The organism is Paenibacillus sp. BIHB 4019, assembly GCF_002741035.1.
Classification (GTDB): Bacteria; Bacillota; Bacilli; order Paenibacillales; family Paenibacillaceae; genus Pristimantibacillus.
In genome coordinates this window covers 5476075-5494677 of record NZ_CP016808.1, presented here as the reverse complement: position 1 = coordinate 5494677, position 18603 = coordinate 5476075, and the positions used below count along the sequence as shown (strand labels likewise).

Here is an 18603-nt window from a genome sequence, read left to right as displayed (position 1 = left end):
CCCCCTTATTTCTTCTTAGTGATTATTTATGTTGCTTACAAATCAAATTATAGCGTTTTGTATGCGTTTTCTTAATAAAGAAAACCGCTTTTTTTGTTAAAAAAACAGAGATCACTATACGGTTATAGTGACCTCTTGTAGTCGGATGGCGTATAGCCGGTATGTTTTTTAAAAACTTGGCTGAAATATTGCGGGTTGTCTCCGAAGCCAAAACGCTCCGCAAGCTCGAAAACTTTAACGTCCTCCGTCCGCATAATTTCCTCCATCGCCTTCTCTACACGCAGCTTCATGACGTAGGCTGAGAAGCGCTCGCCCGTTTCTTTCTTGAACAGCTTGCCTAAATAATCCGCATTCATATATAAAATTTCATTCGCTACCCAGTTGAGCGACAATGCCGGATCAGCGAGATTGGATGCGATAACTTCGATCATTTTTTTTATAACCGTCGATTGCTTGCTGGAAAATGAATCAAAATTCGCCTCGCATATGTCTTTAGCTGCTTGTCTCACGAAAGCCTCAATAGCCTTCAGCGTCTCCAGCTCATCAAGCCGTGCCAGCATTTGCAAATAATCGTTTAACCGATCCGGTGCACTTTGCCGGGAGATGGAAACAAAGAGCGGGATGACATATGATTTTGTCAACACCGTATCCATGCGCTGGTCGGCAAGCAATTGAAAAAAACGGGCCAGCTCCTCGCTCGCGGCTTCCCAGTTCCCCGCTTTCAGCTCCATGCCAAGCTGCTCCTCGTCATAATCGAAGCTCGAAGGCAGCACTGCTGCTGCGGTAGAAAGATCCTGAGGCGTAATAATCGCGCCCTCTCCTACATGAAAGCGGAAGTTCAGGCATTCGAGCGTCTCGCGGTACATTTTGCGTGCATCCGTAATTTCCCCTGCGCCGCTGACGGCAATCGTCGTTTCAAGCTTATAAAAATCAGTGAAGGTGCACTTCATGCCTGACAGCCGGGAAAATAGCTGCTCCTCCTGCTCTGTTTCCTGAATAAGCAGCAGGACGTGCCGACCGATCGTTGTACTGAGCAGCACAATTTCCTCGCCAAGCTTTTCTTCGGCAATGTTCGTCAGGGCAAAAATATGCTCGTATTCAAACATTCCTTCCACCTGCATCAAGATGAGCCTGATTGGCAACGTGTCATGCGTAATATGAAACATCCGGCGATACGTATCCCAATCGCGCTTGCCATACGTTTTATTCGTAACGAGCTCTTTAAGAAATTGCGCTTTCGCATGGGGCAGCACCCTGGTCAGCTCGCTTTGAATCGTTTGAACGAATTGATGCTGCGTGCGCTGCGTCTGGAGATCTTCAATAACCTCGATGAGCGCCTCCGTAATCTTCGTCTCATTACAAGGCTTAAGCAAATAATGTTTGACCCCATAAGCCATCGCGGTGCGCGCATAATCAAATTCACTAAAGCCAGAAAGCAAAATGAATGCTATTTGCGGATACAGCTCTTTTACCCGCTCTACGAGCTGAAGCCCGTCCATGCCTGGCATCTTGATATCTGAAATAATAATGTCAGGCTGTTGCTCTTCAATAAAAGTCAACGCTTCCAAACCATTTCGGGCAGTGCCGATCAACTCTGCGCCAGAGCTTGTCCATGGAACAATTTGTGAAATGCCTTCCAAAATAATACGTTCATCGTCTACCAACAGCACTTTGAACAAACTAATCCTTCCTTTCATCAGGCAGCTTCAGGCTGACCGCTGCCCCTTCATTCGGCTGGCTGCTCACATGAAGGCCATATTCCTCGCCATACAGCAGCTTAATGCGCTCATCAATATTTCGCAGCCCAAGCCCTGTTCCTTTCGTCTTCACCTCGCCGCTTAACAGCTTATCCGCATAAGCCTGCTCCATGCCGGGACCATTATCCCGCACAACGATATACAGAAACCCTTCCTCTGTATAAGCCTGAATGCTAATGGTACAGCTGTCAATCATTTCTTCCAATCCATAATGGATGGCATTTTCAATCAGCGGCTGCAGCGCCAGCTTTGGCAAACCGCAGCTGAGCAGCTCCTCTGGAACATCAAGCTTGAAGTCGAGGCGCTCCTCAAAGCGGAACGTTTGAATCGTAATGTAATGATTGACGATTTCCAATTCCTTGCGCAGCGGTATAATCGACTCCTTCAAGTTAATCGACGTGCGAAGCAAGGAGCCGAGCGCTTCCACCATTTGCGAAATTTGCAGCTGATTGCTCATTTTGGCGCTCCAGTTAATCGAATCAAGTGTATTGTACAAAAAATGCGGATTAATGTTCGCCTGGAGCGCCTTGAACTGCGTATCCTTAATCGCAAGCTGCTTGACATAGTTTTCATGAATCAGCTCATTGATGCGTTCAACCATGATACGGAAGTTTCGCTGCATTTGGCCTACCTCATCCATCGCAAGCGCCCGCTCCGCCGGGTCCTCTACATAATCGAAATACCCTAATTGAATGCGCTTCATATTGGCATTAAGCCGTTCAATCGGTTTAGTAATCCCGTTGGCGACGCGCAGCGCAAATATGCCTGAAATAATAAACAGCAAGCCAAAAGCGGCAATAACGAAATTTTTGACCCAAACTAAATTGCGAAAAATATCATCAAACGAGATGATCGTATAATAATACCAATTCATGCGGCTGGAAGCGACGTAGGTGACAAAAAAAGAATTGCCTTCCCGCTCCATAATGCGGTATCCGCTTGACCCATCTGTCAAACTTAAGAGCTCTTCGACAGAAAAAATAGCCTTGTCCGGATAAATTAATTCTGCGCCTCTGGCAATCATCATATTAGCTCCGCTGCTGTCAAGGCCGGCCGACAAGTCATGGAACAGCTTGACCGCATCTACGCGCACGACAATGGTGCCTAAATAATCCATGTCCAAATTTTTATAGCTGCGAATTTCACGGGCTGCAGATAGTGAGCTGTCGCCTTCGCCAGGCGCTACCCACGTATTGCCCCCTTCATTTCGCTTCGTTTCCAGCTTGAGCCGCTCCAGTCTGGAACTCGATAAATTTATCGTGCGCACGCCGGTTGCATAAGCCTTATCATGCACATCATATAGCTGAACGGAATGAATATATTTATCCAAGCCGCCCAAATTAACGACGCGGTCCTGAATATTCATTTGAAGCACGTAGTTATCGTATTCCGTTCCACCGCTCTTAATAGTCCGCAAATATTCCTGTACTTTGGTGTCTGTGGCAATCGTATAGGACAACTGCTCGATTTTTCGAAGCTCATTCTCAATGCTTACGGCAGAGAGGCTTAACGCTTTGGCAGATTGCTCATAGATTTTCTGGTCGTAGATGTCGAAGGCATATTGCTGAAGAACGCCGCCAAGTACCGCAACGGTTAATAGGACGGCGGAGAGGAGAAGGAACAGCTTATGTTTAATACGCAAATTCGCATAAAGCGCTCTTATTTTACGCAAAGGAACTGCCCCCTTATCGACAATAAGCGCCCCGGTTGGAGCGCTCATCACGAATTGCTTTTAAAACTAAGCCTTGCGATATTTTAAATACAATGTAATTTCATCGCGATTGTGGAATAGCTGCTTGGCCCTCTCAATCGTAAAAGCGGAGCTGAGCCGCTCTGACACATCTCGAATCGTTTGCAGCGGCTTGCGGTGCATGAGCTTAATGGTAATAATCGCTGTAGCTTCACGCGCTAAGGACTGCTGCAGGTCGAGCACGAGCCTGCTCATTTGCATCGGGCTCCAGCTCATATCGCAGACAAGCAAATCATAAGCTTCTGCGGGCAGCTTCACATCCGACGCATTACGCTTATGGTAGGTTAATGCAGGATGGCCATTTAACGAAGGATGCAGCTCGCCAGGGTCGACGGCCGTCACTCGGAGACCTCGTTCCAACAGCAGCGACGTCCAGCCTCCCGGTGCCGCACCAATGTCCAGCGCCTGCTGGAAAGTTTCATAGTGCAGGCCAAACTCCCGTTCCGCCTCCAGCAGCTTGAACTTCGCACGGGAAATTTGCCCTTCCTCCCGTTGAAAACGCACAGCGCCGCCCGGCCAATCGGACAACATCTCCACAGGTGTGCCGCAGCCGACATACAGCTGACTTGCAGCAGCATAAATCGCAATAATCATATCCGGCGATTGTCTCGCTGATTCGGCTCCGATTTCTTCGAGCACCGCATCCAGCACCGCTTTCGTATCTGCCGCAGAATACGGATAGACGGTAACCTTCGCCTTGCGCAAATGAATCGATACCTGCTTGTCCACAAAAGAAAGCTGTGCATTCCGCACCACTCTGGACAGCTCTTCCAAATCATCCGCATTGCCGCTTGCCTCAATGACGCGGTCAACCGGCTGCAAATGCCTTAAAAAAATCGGCAGCTGCCGCTGAACCGCTTCCAAGGTTTCTTCCCTTGAAAGCGGACTTTCAAACAAAAATACTTCACCAGCTGCAAGCTGCGTCACTTTCAGCTGGCCTAATAAACGCCTCAGCTCTTCTACCGCATAGGCAGCATATCCTTGATTAGCCGTACCAATCCACCGGCTCATAACGCCACCTCCCTAACATCACACAAACCTTTACAATGAAGCAATTTCCTCCAGCAGCGAGAACGGCATCGGCCCATTATGCACTTTCGTTTCCTTCGGTGCATTGGCGTACAGCATTTGATACATTTGTACCCGTCCTGCTGCGCTGGAGGTGTGCAGGAAAACCTGCTTTGGATAACGTCCGGTGCTCACTATATGGCGAACAACCTCTGCACCCGTATCCTGGTTCCAGCCTAAATCATAATCAAGCGATAAAATATCGATTTCTTGCGTATCAATCATTTGTTTGCACTGTTCAGCTGTCAAAGCCAGTTCAAATCCCTTTGGGCAATGCCTGTAATCGTCTAAAAAAAGATGTATCATGAACGATTCCCCCGTTCGCGACTTTTAGCTTTCCACTTGCTCCGGCTGGCAGGACGGACAGACAAATGCCTTGCGCGCAGCAGTGCCAACGACTTCAATCTGGGAGCCGCAAGTACTGCATGCTTCCCCTGCACGCTCGTAGACACGGCGTTGTATATAGTAGCCGCCTGTCAGCTTGTCGTCCATCGTAAGGGGCTGCTCCATGCTCCCACCCTTAGCCGCCGCATCCTTCAGCACCACATGCATCGCTTCAAATAGACGCTGCCATGCGTCTTCTTGAATAAGCGGAATTTTGATATCCGGACGCACAGCGGCAGCAAATGCAATTTCATCGGCATAAACGGAACCGATTCCGCTAATTACTTGCTGATCAGCCAATGCGGCCTTTAAAGCACCGCGTTTTTTACGGAACAGCTGAACAAACTTTTCAAGCGTCAGCCTTTTATCTAAAGGATCAGGCCCTAGCTCTGCCAGCACCTGCTGCGTTTCTTTAACCGATAAAAGATGAACGAAGCCCTGGCGCATTCCTGCAACATAAAGGCTTCCCTTTTCCATATGAATGACGATCTGCGCCTCGCTCTGCGGGCGTTCCTCGCCTTGCCCATAAAACAGGTACGCACCAGCATGAAGCTGCGCAAGCAAACGTTTGCCATTGTCTAGATGCAGAAGCAAATGATTGCCACGACGCTCCACAAACCAGATCGTTCTATTCGTTAGCGCTTCGTCAAACTGCTCAGCGGAAACATTTAGAAACTTCTCTTGCAGCACTTGTGTGCCTGTAATTCGGTCTCCTGCGAGCCGTTCTGTTAATAATACGCGATAATTTTCGATTTCCGGCAATTCCGGCATTGCTGTTCGCTTCCTTCCTGTCTGTACGCTATCCCTATGTCAGCTGTTTGCAGTTTCCGTAATATAAGAGATCAGCTCATCTAAATTTCTACATATTTTATCCGGTTCGCAGCCTGCGCGTTCCGAATAGTGCTTATAATTTTGCTCCGTTGTAAGTCCTGTCAAAACGAGCAGCGTCCCGCAGCCCGAAGCGCGGCCAGCTGCTATATCCGTAGCCAGATTATCACCGATTACCCATGTGTCCGAAGCCGGAAGGCCGAGCTGCTTTAAGGAATAATCCATCAAAATCGATGAGGGCTTGCCAATGACAATCGGCTCCTTGCCCCCTGCTGCTTGCAGCATCGCTCCAATTGAACCAGCCCCCGGCATTAATCCGCCTTCCGAAGGAAGCAGCAAATCCGGGTTCGTTAAAATAAACGGAGCTCCGCCATGAATATAGCGAACCGCAAGCGAAAGCCTCGAATAGCTAAGCTCACGGTCGATACCTTGAATAACAAAATCCGGCTGTTCCTCCGTTAGCCGCAAGCCGGCTTCTTCAATAGCTGCGCGCAAGCCAGCCTCTCCAATAACAAAAACAGAAGCTCCCGGCTTTACAGAAGCCACATATTCCGCAGCAGCCTGCGCTGATGTGCACACATCCTGCGCCTCCGCCGGAATATCCATTCTGTTCAATCGCTCCGCTACATCTCCGGGGGTAGCCGAAGAATTGTTCGTAACGAACCGATAAGGAAGATTCAGCTCCTTAAGCTTGCGCAGCAAAGCATCTGCGCCTTCAATTCTTCTCGTTCCATGATAAAGCGTGCCATCGAGATCGATGAGCAGGCCCATCATTTCAGGCAAATTATGTCCCATGATTCCCCAGCTTCCTTCCTATCTTGCCCTGCAAGCGCAATGACCGCTTGCGAAGCTCTGCAAGCTCCGCCCGCTGCTTGGCAGTCTGACGCCCCCGAAGCGGATGGCTAAGCGCCATCTGCAGCGCTTCGTCCGCATATAATAAAGCCGAATCATAATCTTTCAGCTTATGTTCGTAATACATAGCGAGTTCGATAAAGGCGCTGTCATCGCTTGCCCCAAATTTGTGAGGCAACATTACAGCCTTCTGCCACAATAACACAGCTCGCCGCCAATTTCCAGCCTTCTTGTCACGTGCCGCGAGCAGCAGCAAAGCATTAAGCGTCATACCCGGAAGCTGTTCTGCCACCGCAAATAATCGTTCCGCCTTCTCCGCCTGTCCCATCTTCTCCAGCCAAAGCCCTGTTCGCACGATTTCCTCCGGCTCTTCAGGCATCGGGAGCGGGCCGCAGCCCGCTTCGCCATTTAACAAATGCCCAAATCGGATCGCTAAGCTCGCAAGAGAAAGCATGTCGATTTCATTATGGCGGAATACGCCTTCCAGCGGCTCCGGATTTTGATCAGCTAAATATTGAAAATACAGCTGCGGGGCAAGCGAGCCTGGCACATCATCCACTCGCTCAATGCCTAGCCGCTCTTCCTCCACATGGCTTAGCCTGCATGAAGCAAGCGTATTGCGCCAAACGCTGCGTGCAGGATGCAGAAAATCCAAGTGCAGCGGCGCCCACACTTTGCTTCCAAAGCCATTCAATATAAATCGGTTCAGCATGACGGGCCAATCAAACGTTCGTCCGTTATACGTTACCAGATACGCATAAGCCGTCAGCTTTTCCTTCAAATAGGCCAGCATCGCCCGTTCCTCTGCCGGATGGCGAATGAGCGCCTGTTCTACAATAAACTGCTGTTCTTGCCAATAGGCAATGCCCACCATAAACGGCACATTGCCTGTCCCGACTCCGAGGCCGGTCGTCTCCAAATCCAGAATAAGCAAATGCTCTGCGCCAATTTGCTCCCCGTGAAAAGCAGATAGCCCTTTGCTGGCTTCCTGAAGCTCCGAAAGTCGGTGAATGCCATGCTGATGGGCCGCAGGATATTTCACTTCACGCAGCAAAAAGGTTCCTACCTCATTCGTTTGCAGCTTGACGCCCATGGCGAGCCAGCTATCTGGAAGCTGCTCCGCGCCCGCTTCTATTTCTAATTCTGCTTCTGTCTCAGTGGCTTCTTTATTACCTTCTAAAGAGGCTTCTAGAGAGGCTTCTAAATCAGGCACTTCAGAAGTCTGCTGTCCCGCACTTCCTATCGCTTCGCCTGTGCTGATTGCCGAACCGGCTGCGCTGCTGCGCAGACGATTCATTCGCTCTCGCAAACTGCTCATGTATTTCCCTCCGCTTCCTCCAGAAGCTTAAGCGCCTGCTCCTTGCCAAGCAGTCCGACCTCTTCAATCGGCCCCACACAGGCTGGGCATCCGCTCAAGCAAGTACAGCCGCGAATGAGCGACTTTGCCTGACGGATCAGTTCATCATGCACCTCAAACAGTCTTTCGCTAAGACCAATGCCGCCCGGGTACCGGTCATAAAAATAAATCGTCGGCTTCTGTGTATGCACAGCCTTCACCTGCGGGACGACGCGAATATCATAGGGATCGCACATCAAATAGAGCGGTGCAATATGAACCAACACATTCGCAATGCCCAGCAGAGCGTATTGCATCTCATTTTTGCTTTTGCGCGCAGCAGCCTCTTCGCTGAACGAGAACCAGTAGCCGCTCGTATGCAGCTCCTCCTCTGGCAAATGAATCGGACCAGAGCCAATATTTTCATGGCTGCGCAGCCGAATCTTTTTAAAAATCGTCGCCTTGGCATTCAGCGCCAGCTCTCCATACTGCCTCGTCAGCTCGCCCGATTCGCGCTCCTTGTCTACATAAAGCACCTTCAGCTCCACTGCGAGATTCGCATCGGTGTAATAATCGACATCGACTTTGCGCACGTAAGCCTTCTTCTCAGCGTAATCCAGCTTCTCGACCTGGTACTGCACGCCCTCGTGGATATATATCGCTTCTTCGTGAATAAGGGTTGGGGCACTGAAGCGATCAACTTCGCCGAGTACGCGGCTGCCCTCTGTCATATCAATGATGACGAAGTTTTCCTGCGCTGCGGAGCGCAGCGAAATGTTATGGGCGGGAAACGATTGCTCCATCCAATACCAGCGGCTGCCCGCACGGTGAAGCACCTTTTCCTCCGTTAAAAACTCCATCATATCCGCAAGCGATTCCTCGCCAAACTTCTCGCCCTCTTCAAATGGAAGCTCGTATGCCGCACATTTCACATGGTCAATGAGCACGAGCAAATTATCGGGATGAATAAGCGCGCGCTCTGGCGGCCGATTGAAGAAAAAGTCAGGATTTTGAATCATATATTGATCCAAAGGATTGCTGCTTGCCACTAAAAAAGTAACCGCGCTGCCCTGCCGGCGCCCCGCACGGCCCGATTGCTGCCAGGTGCTGGCTACTGTGCCTGGGTAACCATTCAGCACGCAAGCTTGAAGCTGGCCAATGTCAATGCCGAGCTCCAGCGCATTTGTGCTGACGACGCCGCGAATTTCGCCGCTGCGCAGGCCCCGCTCAATTTCCCGCCGCAGCTTGGGCAAATACCCGCCGCGGTAGCCGCGAATCGTCTTCGCATCGAGCTTGTCCTTAATGATATCCTGCAAATAGGTCAGCAGCAGCTCGACGCGCACCCGGCTGCGGGCGAACACAATCGTCTGCACGCCTTGCCGAAGCAGCAACCCTGCCAGCTTCCTCGTCTCCAGCACGCTGCTGCGGCGAATGCCTAGCTGCCTGTTCACAACAGGCGGATTATAAAAAATAAAATGCTTTTCGCCCGTTGGCGCGCCATTGTTATCGACGAGCCGCACAGGCTCGCCTATTAGCTTTGCTGCATGCTCGGCGGGATTATCAATGGTCGCTGATGCACAAATAAATTGCGGATTAGACCCATAAAACCGGCAAATTCTTTTGAGCCTGCGGATCACATTGGCAACGTGACTTCCGAACACGCCTCTGTAGGCGTGAAGCTCATCGATCACGATATATTTAATATTTTCAAACAGCTTAACCCATTTCGTATGATGCGGCAAAATCGCCGAATGCAGCATGTCCGGATTCGTTACGACGATATGTCCAGCGTTGCGGATCACTTGCCTTACAGTCGGAGGGGTATCCCCGTCGTATGTATTCGTCTTGAGGTCGACGTCCATCAGATCGGCAAGCGTCTGAAGCTCAGCCACCTGATCCTGCGCCAGCGCCTTCGTCGGAAACAAATACAGCGCCCGGCCTTCCTCATCCTCTAATAAAGACTGGAGCACCGGCAGGTTGTAGCATAAGGTTTTGCCAGAGGCAGTCGGGGTGACCGCTACAACGCTATGGCCTTCTCGAACGAACCGATAGGCCGTTTCCTGATGCGTATATAGTTCATTAATTCCCTTTGAGCGCAGCGCTTCCGCAAGCTTAGGATGCAGATCCGCAGGCAATGCTGCGGTACAAGCCTCGCGAGGCGGAATGGTCCGCCAGTGGGTGATATTGTCCGTTATGTCCTGATCGTGCTTCAGCAGCTCCAGCCACTCCTCGAGTCCCGAGGTCTTTCCCGTCCAGCGGTTCATGACTGTTTCTCTCCTTGTATCCTGACTTTTCTAGTTCACTCGTTTCTTTCATTTTACAAGAATACATGTTCGGCCTGCAATTTTATTTTTTGGGTATCCGATTATTGACAACATAAGGGTTTAGCCCATACAATGTTATTATATTAGATTGTTAGATAATTATCTAAATATCGAAAGGAGATCATCCCTCATTGTCGATTAACCAGGCGTTTAAAGCGTTATCCGATCCCACTAGACGCACGATCCTTGATTTATTGAAAGAGCAGGATTTGACAGCGGGGGAAATTGCAGACCATTTTCACATGACCAAGCCGAGCATTTCCCATCATTTAAGCTTGCTGAAGCAAGCTGAGCTAGTATCGGACGAACGCAAAGGGCAGCATATTTACTATACGCTGAATACAACCGTCTTTCAGGATTTGCTCAAATGGATTGCTTCGTTTCAATGAACATCAACCGATTTATGACCTGACTTGGAAAGGAACGATGAATAATGAAAAACAATGTTTGGACTTGGCTTATTATCGCGCTATCCTTTATTGCCGGGATAATCTTCTACTCTTCTCTGCCTGACACTATGCCCGTACATTGGAATGCGTTTGGCGAGCCTGACCGTTATGCCGGCAAAATGTTTGCTTTATTTTTCATCCCGGCATTGATGGTGCTGGTTACACTGATGTTTAAATATTTGCCGAAAATCGACCCTAAGCTGGCTGCAAGCTCAAGCACGATTAAAAGCACCGATATTATCAATCAAGTGCTGATGCTTGGCCTAGCCGCCATTCAAGGCTTCATTATCGCATATGGCTATGGCGTCGAGCTTGATATTCTGATGGTCGTCATCCCGTTTATCGGCATTTTGTTCATTACGATCGGGAACTATTTGCCGCGTATGAAGCCCAATCGTTTTGTCGGCATCAAAACACCGATAACGCTGAATAACGAGCATGTATGGCGCAAAACACATCAGCTTTCGGCCAAAATATTTTTCTGGGGCGGCTTCCTCATTATAGGGACGGTGTTCCTGCCAGGCTTAGTGCAGCTGATCAGCTTTCTGACGTTGATTGCGCTCGTTTCCATCCTGTCGGTCATCTCTTCTATCTTTGTTAACAAAAAAATATAGCGCTCTTGGAAGAGCGCTATCCCTTGCTTTTTCAAAAGTTATGATTAAACGTGGGGTGGCTCCCACGTTTTTTTGTTCCATCCCAACCGGTGATTCAGCACCTTCATATCCGCATCGAGCGTCACAGCTACCCCGAACGGCATTTGCTGCTTATTCCAAAAACGCACATCGCTCCAGGTCACTTCGTAACCATCGAGCTTTTCCTGCACATTCACATGAACCCGCTCGGAAAAAGACAATAGTGCTTTCACGCCTTCCTCGTTCATCGCTGCACGCACAACCGGAGCCAGCTCCGCGTCATCCAGCTTGCTGACGGTCGTCTCGATCGTAACCAAACCTCCGGCAACCGTGCCCGCTGCATAATGGTCGCCGCAGTCTGCCGTAAACTGCCAGCTGTAGCCAAGCAGTGACGGTACAAGCGTTATGCCTGTACGGAGGCCGAAGCTTTCTCGCAGCAGCCGCTTCACCTTTCGGCTTACTCGCAGCCTCCATCCGATATAGAGAGCCGTCATAGCGTAAATGATAGCAAACATCGGGCCTGGCTCGGCTAGGCCTGACGCCCAAAGGATACAGCCAGATGCATGCAAAACAAACAAATACGGATCAAATAAGCATAACGTATCTAAATGCAGCCATTTCTGCGAAACAGGTCTGGCGCATTGCACGCCAAAGGAATTGAACAGGTCCAGCAATACATGAAAACAGACCGCAACGAACATCCAGCCTACAACTTGCCAGGCAAGCTCGGGCACACCATAAAGCCACGCAATCGGCAAGCCCAGCAGCGACCAAATGGCAGGCGCAGGCAGTGAATGCGTAATGCCGCGATGATGGCGCACATAGGCCGCTTGCCCTTTAAAGCGCATCACCGTATCAAAATCAGGCGCATGGCTGCCGAGCAGCGTTGCTGTCCATACGGCAAGCATTGCGGCTGGCTGCGCAGCGAGCGCAGGGTCGAGCATCGCGAGTCCCCCAAGTGTTGCGCCGAACAATAAATGGCTTGCTGTATCCATCACGTATCAGCCTCCCGATGTGTATACTGCTGTTCACAGCCATCATACGGGGGGAATGTCAACGCATTATTTTCAGCATATGTTGATTTCGTAAGGGGGACTTAGGGTGTAGCAGGCTGGACGGAAGTGTACCAAGACTAACAGTCGCTGCGCCTTGCTATTTTGGCATGGAACAGATCATAGGCCGCTTCGGATTGCGGAAAAATACGCTGGGCCTCTTCCTTCAGCATCGGCATATCCTCAAGCAGAAAACGCGAGCTGAAATGCGTCATAATCAGCTGCTGCACGCCTGCATCCTTAGCAGCCTGCGCCGCTTCAATCGTCGTCGAATGCCCATATTCATGCGCTTTCTCTTCCTGTCCTGCAGCAAACGTCGCTTCGTGAACGAGCAAATCTGCATTTTCGGCAAGCCGGGCTATGTTGGCACATGGGCTGGTGTCGCCAGCAATTGCAATGATTCTTCCTTTTAATGGAGCTCCGGCTACTTCAGCAGCACGCACCGTCGTGCCATCCGGCAGCTGCACATCCTCGCCCTGCTTAAGCTTGCCGTATAGCGGTCCTGACGGAACACCTAGCGCTTTCAAACGCTCTGTATTAAGCTTGCCCGGACAATCGCGCTCCAGCAGACGGTAGCCATAACAGGGCAGCCGATGATCCAATGACCACGCTTCCACAACGAATCGCTCATCCTCATGAATAACGCCATCCCCTTGGATTTCGGTTATGATCAATTCATAATCAATATGGGTTCCGCTTAGCCGCAGGGCAGTTCGCACCATCTCTTCAACGCCTACAGGACCAAACAAATGGAGCGGACCTTTGCCGCCGGAATAAGACCTTGTGCTAAGCAGACCTGGAATGCCAAAGGTATGATCACCATGCAGATGCGTAATGAATAGAGCATTAAGCTTGCCCATTTTCAGCGGGGATCGCATCATTTGATGCTGAGTGCCTTCGCCCGCATCGAACATCCATAGCCCGCCGTCCGGCTCTGGCAGCCGCAGCGCAATCGACGTCACATTGCGTTCTTTCGACGGCCGTCCCGCACCTGTTCCAAGAAACCAAATTTCCATGCACCTACCGCCTCCTGTTCAAAAATAGGATAAAGCCTCCGCCAATCGTTAAAAACGATTTTGCGGAGGCTCTCCCTGCTATTCATGCTGCTATATATGCTCCTAACGTTCAACCTTCTCAACATTAAAATATTGCGCTTCCGGATGGGAAAATACCATTGCAGATACCGATGCTTCCGGCTCCATCATGAAACCTTCCGTCAACTCCACGCCAATATCCTCAGGCTTCATCAGCTCGAACAAGGGGCCTTGATCTTCCAGATCCGGACAGGCCGGATAGCCGAACGAAACGCGAATCCCTTGATAACGTGCGCCGTGGCGCTGCTTCATCGTCATCGTATGCGGATCCGGGTAGCCCCAAATATCCCGCATCATATGGTGGACGCGCTCAGCGAGCCCTTCCGCCACTTCAAGCGCCACCGATTGCAGCGCGTGCGAACGCAAGTAATCGCCTTGATCCTTCCATTGCCCCGCCAAATCGCGAATGCCTTCGCCAGCCGTTACAACGAGGAAGCCGACATAATCCATAATGCCGCTATCTACAGGCTTCAGGAAATCCGCCAAACAAAGGAATGGCTCTACCTGCTGGCGCGGGAAAGTGAAACGTTTGATTTCCTTCGTCTGATCGTTAGCATCATAAATAATAATATCGTTGCCTGAGGACTGCGCCGGGAAGAAGCGGTACATGCCGTTAGCCTTCAAAATCCCGTTCGTCGTTCCTTCATGCAAAATGCCGTCAACCGTTTCTTTGAGATGAACCGCCTTCTCGTTCTTTTCCTTCAGCAGGTTTTCCACGTTGCCCTTCAGTCCTAGATGATGGCCGAGCAGCATCTGCATATTGATATAAGGAATAATATGCGGCAGCGGAACATCGCGCAAAATGTGGCGATCCAAATCAGGTGGAATGTACACCGGCGCGTCTACGGAAATTTTTGAACGTTCGATTCGGGTAAGCTTAGGCAGTTCTTTGCTTTGAACCTCTTCCTCGCCGCCCGATGCCTTGTATTCCGCCATCTCATCTTCCATCCGTTGACGGTGGTCTTTATCCATCAGCTTATTGGCAATATCAAGCCCGTCCATCGCATCCTTCGCATACAGCACCAAGCCGTCATACTCTGGACCAATCCGCGTCTTCGTAAATTTCCGGGTCAACGCTGCACCACCGACCAAAATTGGCGCGTCAATGCCTGCGCTGCGCATATCCTGAGCTGTAATGACCATCTGCTGCGCCGATTTGACCAGCAAGCCCGACAGGCCAATCGCATCCGCCTTCTCATTGCGGTAAGCTTCTATAAGCTTCTCAGGCGGTACTTTAATGCCGAGATTAATAATCTTGTAACCGTTGTTGGACAAAATAATTTCAACGAGGTTTTTGCCGATGTCATGCACGTCGCCTTTTACCGTCGCCAATATAATTTTCCCTTTTACGGACGATTCATCCTTCTCCATAAACTGCTCCAAATGAGCAACCGAAGCTTTCATGACTTCTGCGCTTTGCAGTACCTCCGCCACAATAAGCTCATTATTATTAAACAGTCTGCCGACCTCTTCCATCCCCCGCATGAGCGGTCCATTAATGACCTCCAGCGCCGTATATTTGGCAAGCGCCAAATCCAGATCAGGAATTAGTCCTTCCTTCGTGCCTTCAACGACATAAGAACCGAGTCTTTCCTCCAGCGTCAGGTTGGAGATTTTCTCTTTCTTGACCACTTTCTTCTCGCGGAAGGCGGCAACGAAAGCAGCCAGCGTCTCGTCTGTCGTATTAAAAATCAATTCCTCAGCAAGTCTGCGCTCCTCTTCAGGAATCGAAGCGTAACGCTCCAGCTTTTCGGTATTTACAATCGCATAATCAAGTCCTGCTTTTGTACAATGGTACAAATAAACCGAGTTCAATACTTCGCGGCCCGCGTCTGGCAAACCGAAGGAAATGTTGCTGAGGCCTAGAATCGTTTTGGCAAGCGGATATTTTTCTTTGATTAGTTTAATCCCCTCAATCGTCTCCACTGCGGAGCCAATATATTGCGGGTCACCAGAGCCAACCGGGAACATATTCGGGTCAAAAATGATATCCTCCGGGTTCATGCCATACTTATCAACTAGCAAACGGTAGGAACGCTCTGCCACTTCGAGCTTCGCTTCACGGCTAACCGCCTGACCGCGCTCATCAATTAGTATCATGACGACAGCTGCGCCATATTGATGGATAAGCGGAAGAATCTTTTCAAACTTGGCTTCGCCATCCTCCAGATTGATGGAGTTAATGATCGCTTTTCCTTGCGAATATTTAAGGCCCAGCTCAATAATATGATCGTAGGTTGAATCGAGCATGAGCGGCACTTTAATCTTTTTGACGACTTGCGGTAAAAAATTATGAACGGCGTACGCTTCATCAATGTCCGTATCCTGCAAGTTGATGTCAATGACATGGGCTCCGCCTTTTACTTGCGCTCTGGCAATTTCCGAAGCTTCGTCAAATTTCTCTTCTTTAATCAGGCGCTTGAACTTCCGCGAGCCGGAAATGTTCGTGCGCTCTCCGATCATAATTGGGCGGTTTTCCGGCTCAATATAGACGGTGTCAATGCCGGAAACAGCTGCAGGATGCTCGCCATATTTGGTACGCGGCGGATACTTCGCCATCGTCTCGACCAGTGCGCGGATATGGTCCGGCGTCGTACCGCAGCAGCCGCCAGCAATGTTGAGCCAGCCCTGCTCGGCAAAAGCAGACATTTTTTTCGCTAGCGATTCCGGCGACTCATGATAATTACCGTTCTCATCCGGCAAGCCCGCGTTCGGATAACAGCTTACTGCCGAATTGGCAATTTCGCTAAGCGTACGAATATGGTCACGCATAAACTCAGGACCCGTCGCACAGTTTAGCCCCATGGATATTGGCTTCAAATGCTCCAGTGAAATATAAAACGATTCAATGCTTTGGCCCGCCAGCGTCGTTCCCATAGGCTCAATCGTTCCCGAAATCATAATCGGAAGCTCACGGCCCATCGTCACAAACGCATTGCGAATGCCGATGCTGCCCGCTTTTACATTAAGTGTATCCTGGGAGGTTTCCAGAAGCAGCGCATCTACATCTGCTTCCATGAGCGCAATGACCTGCTCGTAGTAGCTGTCGACAAGCTCTTCAAAAGTAACCCCGCCTGTTACAGAAAGCGTCTTCGTCGTCGGTCCAAGCGCTCCTGCCACATAACGCGGATGCTCCGGCGTCGAATATTTATCCGCCGCTTCACGAGCAATTTTCGCCGCTGCCAGGTTGATTTCGCGCGCCTTCTCCGGTATATCGTATTCAGCCAGCACGACGCTCGTTGCTCCGAACGTATTCGTTTCCAAAATGTCCGTGCCTGCCTCTAAATATTGTTCATGTATAGTACGGATGACATCAGGACGCGTCAACACGAGTATTTCATTACAGCCATCCATATCCTCACCGCCAAAATCATCCTCGGTAAGATCGGCTTGCTGAATCATCGTTCCCATTGCGCCGTCCAAAATCAATATCCGCTTTTGCATCATTTCTTGTATGGTTGGTTTCGACAATTATGTGCACCCTTCCTGTGAAAATCACTAAAGTTCAGTTTAACAGAATCGACGCAATGTGAAAAGCAATTGCAATCGACAATCGCTTGTTTTTGCATTATAATCATTATATATTTAATATAACATTTAATTTCAATAGGAAAAGAGGGAATTGTGATGGCTGAGATTAGAATTCGCAATACTGAGGAAAGAATATCTGGCGAGCAGAACGTTCGCGCGTTTTTAGAAAGCCAAGAAGTGCTTTATGAACACTGGGATGCTAGCAAGTTGCCAGGCCATCTGCAAGATAAATTTGTATTATCCGATGAAGAGAAAGCGGAAATTCTCGCTACTTACGATGTTGAAATTCGCGAGCTTGCCGAACGTCGCGGTTACAAAACATGGGATATCGTTGCCCTTTCAGATGCTACCCCAGGTCTTGATGATATTCTAAAACGTTTTGAGCAAGTGCATACGCACACGGAAGATGAAGTGCGGGCGATTACAGCCGGACGCGGCATCTTTATTATTAAAGGCAGCGAAGAAGTCGGTTATTTCGACGTTGAGCTGGAAGCGGGAGACGTTATTTCGGTTCCAGAAACAATTCCTCACTTCTTCACGTTGATGGACAACCGTCAAATCGTTGCTGTTCGCCTGTTTATTGAAACTGAAGGCTGGATTGCCCACCCGTTCGAAGACCCTGCTTTCACTAAAGCTTGATCGTTCCTTCATTGATTTGCGTCATTATACAGAGAAGCCCCTTGAGCCATTTCCAATGGACCAAGGGGCTTCTTCTTATGCTTTTGCAGCAGTAATGGCGCGAGTATACGCGCGACTATCCCAGCAGCGGCAGCAATTCCTCTAAATGCTTAATTTCATATGTAGGCACAATTTCATCCGACCGAACAGCGCCATGGCGATTAATCCATACCGAATCCATACCAATGGTATTTGCACCTAAAATATCCGTTGTCAGTTTGTCCCCAACCATTATGCCCTGCTCCGGTTCAATACCAAGGCGTTCCAGCGCATGGCGGAAAATCGAAGCGGCCGGCTTGCCTTCTCCGAAAGCGCCAGAAATAATGATGTGGTCAAAATAAGGCGCAAGCTGTGGAACGCCTGTAAGCTTCTCCTGCTGCAAATCCGGTGAGCCGTTCGTTAGCAGCAGCAGCTTATACTTGCCTTTTAGCGCATCTAGCAATCGAAACGTTTCATCATATACAATCGGGCGCGCTCTGCGCTCTGCTGGAAACTGCTCGGCCAGTCTGGCGCCAAGCTCTTGATTGTCTACTCCCAGCGCTTTTAGCCCTTTCGTCCATGCTTCACGACGATAAGCGGGTGCAAGCTGCTCCAGCTTTCTGAACTCCTCCTGCTCTCCCTCACGGAAGTTAGCCCATAGGCCTTCGAAAGGATTTATTCCGATCATTTTCGTGAAAGGGAATGTTTCATACGATTCATATAAGCTGCGAGCTTCCTTGCGAACAGCTTCCTCCAGCTCTACCGCATCTACGCCCGCTGCTTCCGCACCTGCTTGACAGGTCGCATCAAATGCTTCTTTTACACTACGGTCATCCCATAGCAGTGTGTCATCCAAATCAAATAATACCGCTAGCTTTGCCATTGTTCA

15 protein-coding genes are annotated in these 18603 nt (G+C 49.8%); 3 read left to right on the top strand and 12 right to left on the bottom strand.

Features of this window, described 5'->3' with window-relative positions; all coding sequences use genetic code 11:
* Window positions 1–122 precede the first annotated feature (122 nt).
* The 8 genes from BBD42_RS23990 to BBD42_RS23955 form a co-directional block, all read right to left on the bottom strand.
* Entirely contained in the window at window positions 123–1670 is a 1548-nt protein-coding gene (locus BBD42_RS23990) for a response regulator transcription factor (protein WP_348272608.1), read from the bottom strand.
* Between the two features lie 10 nt (window positions 1671–1680).
* Window positions 1681–3429, bottom strand: a complete 1749-nt coding sequence (locus tag BBD42_RS23985) for a cache domain-containing sensor histidine kinase (RefSeq protein WP_172455607.1) — start codon at window positions 3427–3429, stop codon at window positions 1681–1683.
* A gap of 66 nt (window positions 3430–3495) precedes the next feature.
* Window positions 3496–4518 carry an SAM-dependent methyltransferase gene (locus BBD42_RS23980; RefSeq protein ID WP_099520192.1) on the bottom strand — a complete coding sequence of 341 codons (1023 nt, stop codon included), beginning with the start codon at window positions 4516–4518 and terminating at the stop codon, window positions 3496–3498.
* Between the two features lie 30 nt (window positions 4519–4548).
* Entirely contained in the window at window positions 4549–4881 is a 333-nt protein-coding gene (locus BBD42_RS23975; RefSeq protein ID WP_099520191.1) for a cyclic-phosphate processing receiver domain-containing protein, read from the bottom strand.
* Between the two features lie 24 nt (window positions 4882–4905).
* Window positions 4906–5730, bottom strand: coding sequence for an Fpg/Nei family DNA glycosylase (locus BBD42_RS23970; protein ID WP_099520190.1), 825 nt, complete (start codon window positions 5728–5730; stop codon window positions 4906–4908).
* A 39-nt stretch (window positions 5731–5769) separates the two neighbouring features.
* Window positions 5770–6582, bottom strand: a complete 813-nt coding sequence (locus tag BBD42_RS23965) for a TIGR01457 family HAD-type hydrolase (RefSeq protein WP_172455606.1) — start codon at window positions 6580–6582, stop codon at window positions 5770–5772.
* The gene (locus BBD42_RS23960; protein WP_099520189.1) at window positions 6572–7957 is read right to left on the bottom strand and encodes a ribonuclease H-like domain-containing protein; all 1386 of its coding nucleotides are present in this window, start codon (window positions 7955–7957) and stop codon (window positions 6572–6574) included. The genes BBD42_RS23965 and BBD42_RS23960 overlap by 11 nt, the downstream gene beginning before the upstream one ends.
* Window positions 7954–10239, bottom strand: a complete 2286-nt coding sequence (locus tag BBD42_RS23955) for a DEAD/DEAH box helicase (protein WP_056040754.1) — start codon at window positions 10237–10239, stop codon at window positions 7954–7956. The genes BBD42_RS23960 and BBD42_RS23955 overlap by 4 nt, the downstream gene beginning before the upstream one ends.
* A gap of 197 nt (window positions 10240–10436) precedes the next feature.
* Between BBD42_RS23955 and BBD42_RS23950 the strand changes: the two genes are divergently transcribed.
* Together BBD42_RS23950 and BBD42_RS23945 are read left to right on the top strand one after the other, a co-directional pair.
* A complete protein-coding gene (locus BBD42_RS23950; protein ID WP_099521776.1) occupies window positions 10437–10688 on the top strand; it encodes an autorepressor SdpR family transcription factor in 252 nt (83 codons plus the stop codon).
* A 44-nt stretch (window positions 10689–10732) separates the two neighbouring features.
* Window positions 10733–11362 carry an SdpI family protein gene (locus tag BBD42_RS23945; RefSeq protein ID WP_099520188.1) on the top strand — a complete coding sequence of 210 codons (630 nt, stop codon included), beginning with the start codon at window positions 10733–10735 and terminating at the stop codon, window positions 11360–11362.
* Between the two features lie 44 nt (window positions 11363–11406).
* Here the strand turns inward: BBD42_RS23945 and BBD42_RS23940 are convergent, their stop codons facing one another.
* The 3 genes from BBD42_RS23940 to metH all read right to left on the bottom strand — a co-directional run bounded on the left by BBD42_RS23940 (window position 11407) and on the right by metH (window position 16973).
* Window positions 11407–12375 (bottom strand): metal-dependent hydrolase, encoded by a 969-nt coding sequence (locus tag BBD42_RS23940; RefSeq protein WP_099520187.1) that lies wholly within the window; start codon window positions 12373–12375, stop codon window positions 11407–11409.
* A gap of 137 nt (window positions 12376–12512) precedes the next feature.
* On the bottom strand, window positions 12513–13448 hold the full coding sequence (rnz, locus tag BBD42_RS23935; protein ID WP_099520186.1) for a ribonuclease Z: 936 nt from the start codon (window positions 13446–13448) through the stop codon (window positions 12513–12515).
* A gap of 102 nt (window positions 13449–13550) precedes the next feature.
* Complete coding sequence (gene metH / locus BBD42_RS23930) at window positions 13551–16973, bottom strand: methionine synthase (RefSeq protein ID WP_481855988.1); 3423 nt, start codon at window positions 16971–16973, stop codon at window positions 13551–13553.
* A 180-nt stretch (window positions 16974–17153) separates the two neighbouring features.
* Here metH and BBD42_RS23925 point away from each other — a divergent pair, with 180 nt between their 5' ends.
* A complete protein-coding gene (locus tag BBD42_RS23925) occupies window positions 17154–17696 on the top strand; it encodes a 1,2-dihydroxy-3-keto-5-methylthiopentene dioxygenase (RefSeq protein ID WP_099520184.1) in 543 nt (180 codons plus the stop codon).
* Between the two features lie 115 nt (window positions 17697–17811).
* Here the strand turns inward: BBD42_RS23925 and BBD42_RS23920 are convergent, their stop codons facing one another.
* Complete coding sequence (locus tag BBD42_RS23920) at window positions 17812–18597, bottom strand: HAD family hydrolase (RefSeq protein ID WP_099520183.1); 786 nt, start codon at window positions 18595–18597, stop codon at window positions 17812–17814.
* Between the last annotated feature and the right edge of the window lie 6 nt (window positions 18598–18603).

Coding starts and splice junctions, on each gene's coding strand:
- BBD42_RS23980 (WP_099520192.1), bottom strand. CDS start 4,518: ATGAGCCGGTGGATTGGTACGGCTAATCAAGGATATGCTGCCTATGCG.
- BBD42_RS23975 (WP_099520191.1), bottom strand. CDS start 4,881: ATGATACATCTTTTTTTAGACGATTACAGGCATTGCCCAAAGGGATTT.
- BBD42_RS23970 (WP_099520190.1), bottom strand. CDS start 5,730: ATGCCGGAATTGCCGGAAATCGAAAATTATCGCGTATTATTAACAGAA.
- BBD42_RS23965 (WP_172455606.1), bottom strand. CDS start 6,582: ATGGGACATAATTTGCCTGAAATGATGGGCCTGCTCATCGATCTCGAT.
- BBD42_RS23960 (WP_099520189.1), bottom strand. CDS start 7,957: ATGAGCAGTTTGCGAGAGCGAATGAATCGTCTGCGCAGCAGCGCAGCC.
- BBD42_RS23955 (WP_056040754.1), bottom strand. CDS start 10,239: ATGAACCGCTGGACGGGAAAGACCTCGGGACTCGAGGAGTGGCTGGAG.
- BBD42_RS23945 (WP_099520188.1), top strand. CDS start 10,733: ATGAAAAACAATGTTTGGACTTGGCTTATTATCGCGCTATCCTTTATT.
- BBD42_RS23940 (WP_099520187.1), bottom strand. CDS start 12,375: ATGGATACAGCAAGCCATTTATTGTTCGGCGCAACACTTGGGGGACTC.
- rnz (WP_099520186.1), bottom strand. CDS start 13,448: ATGGAAATTTGGTTTCTTGGAACAGGTGCGGGACGGCCGTCGAAAGAA.
- metH (WP_481855988.1), bottom strand. CDS start 16,973: ATGATGCAAAAGCGGATATTGATTTTGGACGGCGCAATGGGAACGATG.
- BBD42_RS23925 (WP_099520184.1), top strand. CDS start 17,154: ATGGCTGAGATTAGAATTCGCAATACTGAGGAAAGAATATCTGGCGAG.
- BBD42_RS23920 (WP_099520183.1), bottom strand. CDS start 18,597: ATGGCAAAGCTAGCGGTATTATTTGATTTGGATGACACACTGCTATGG.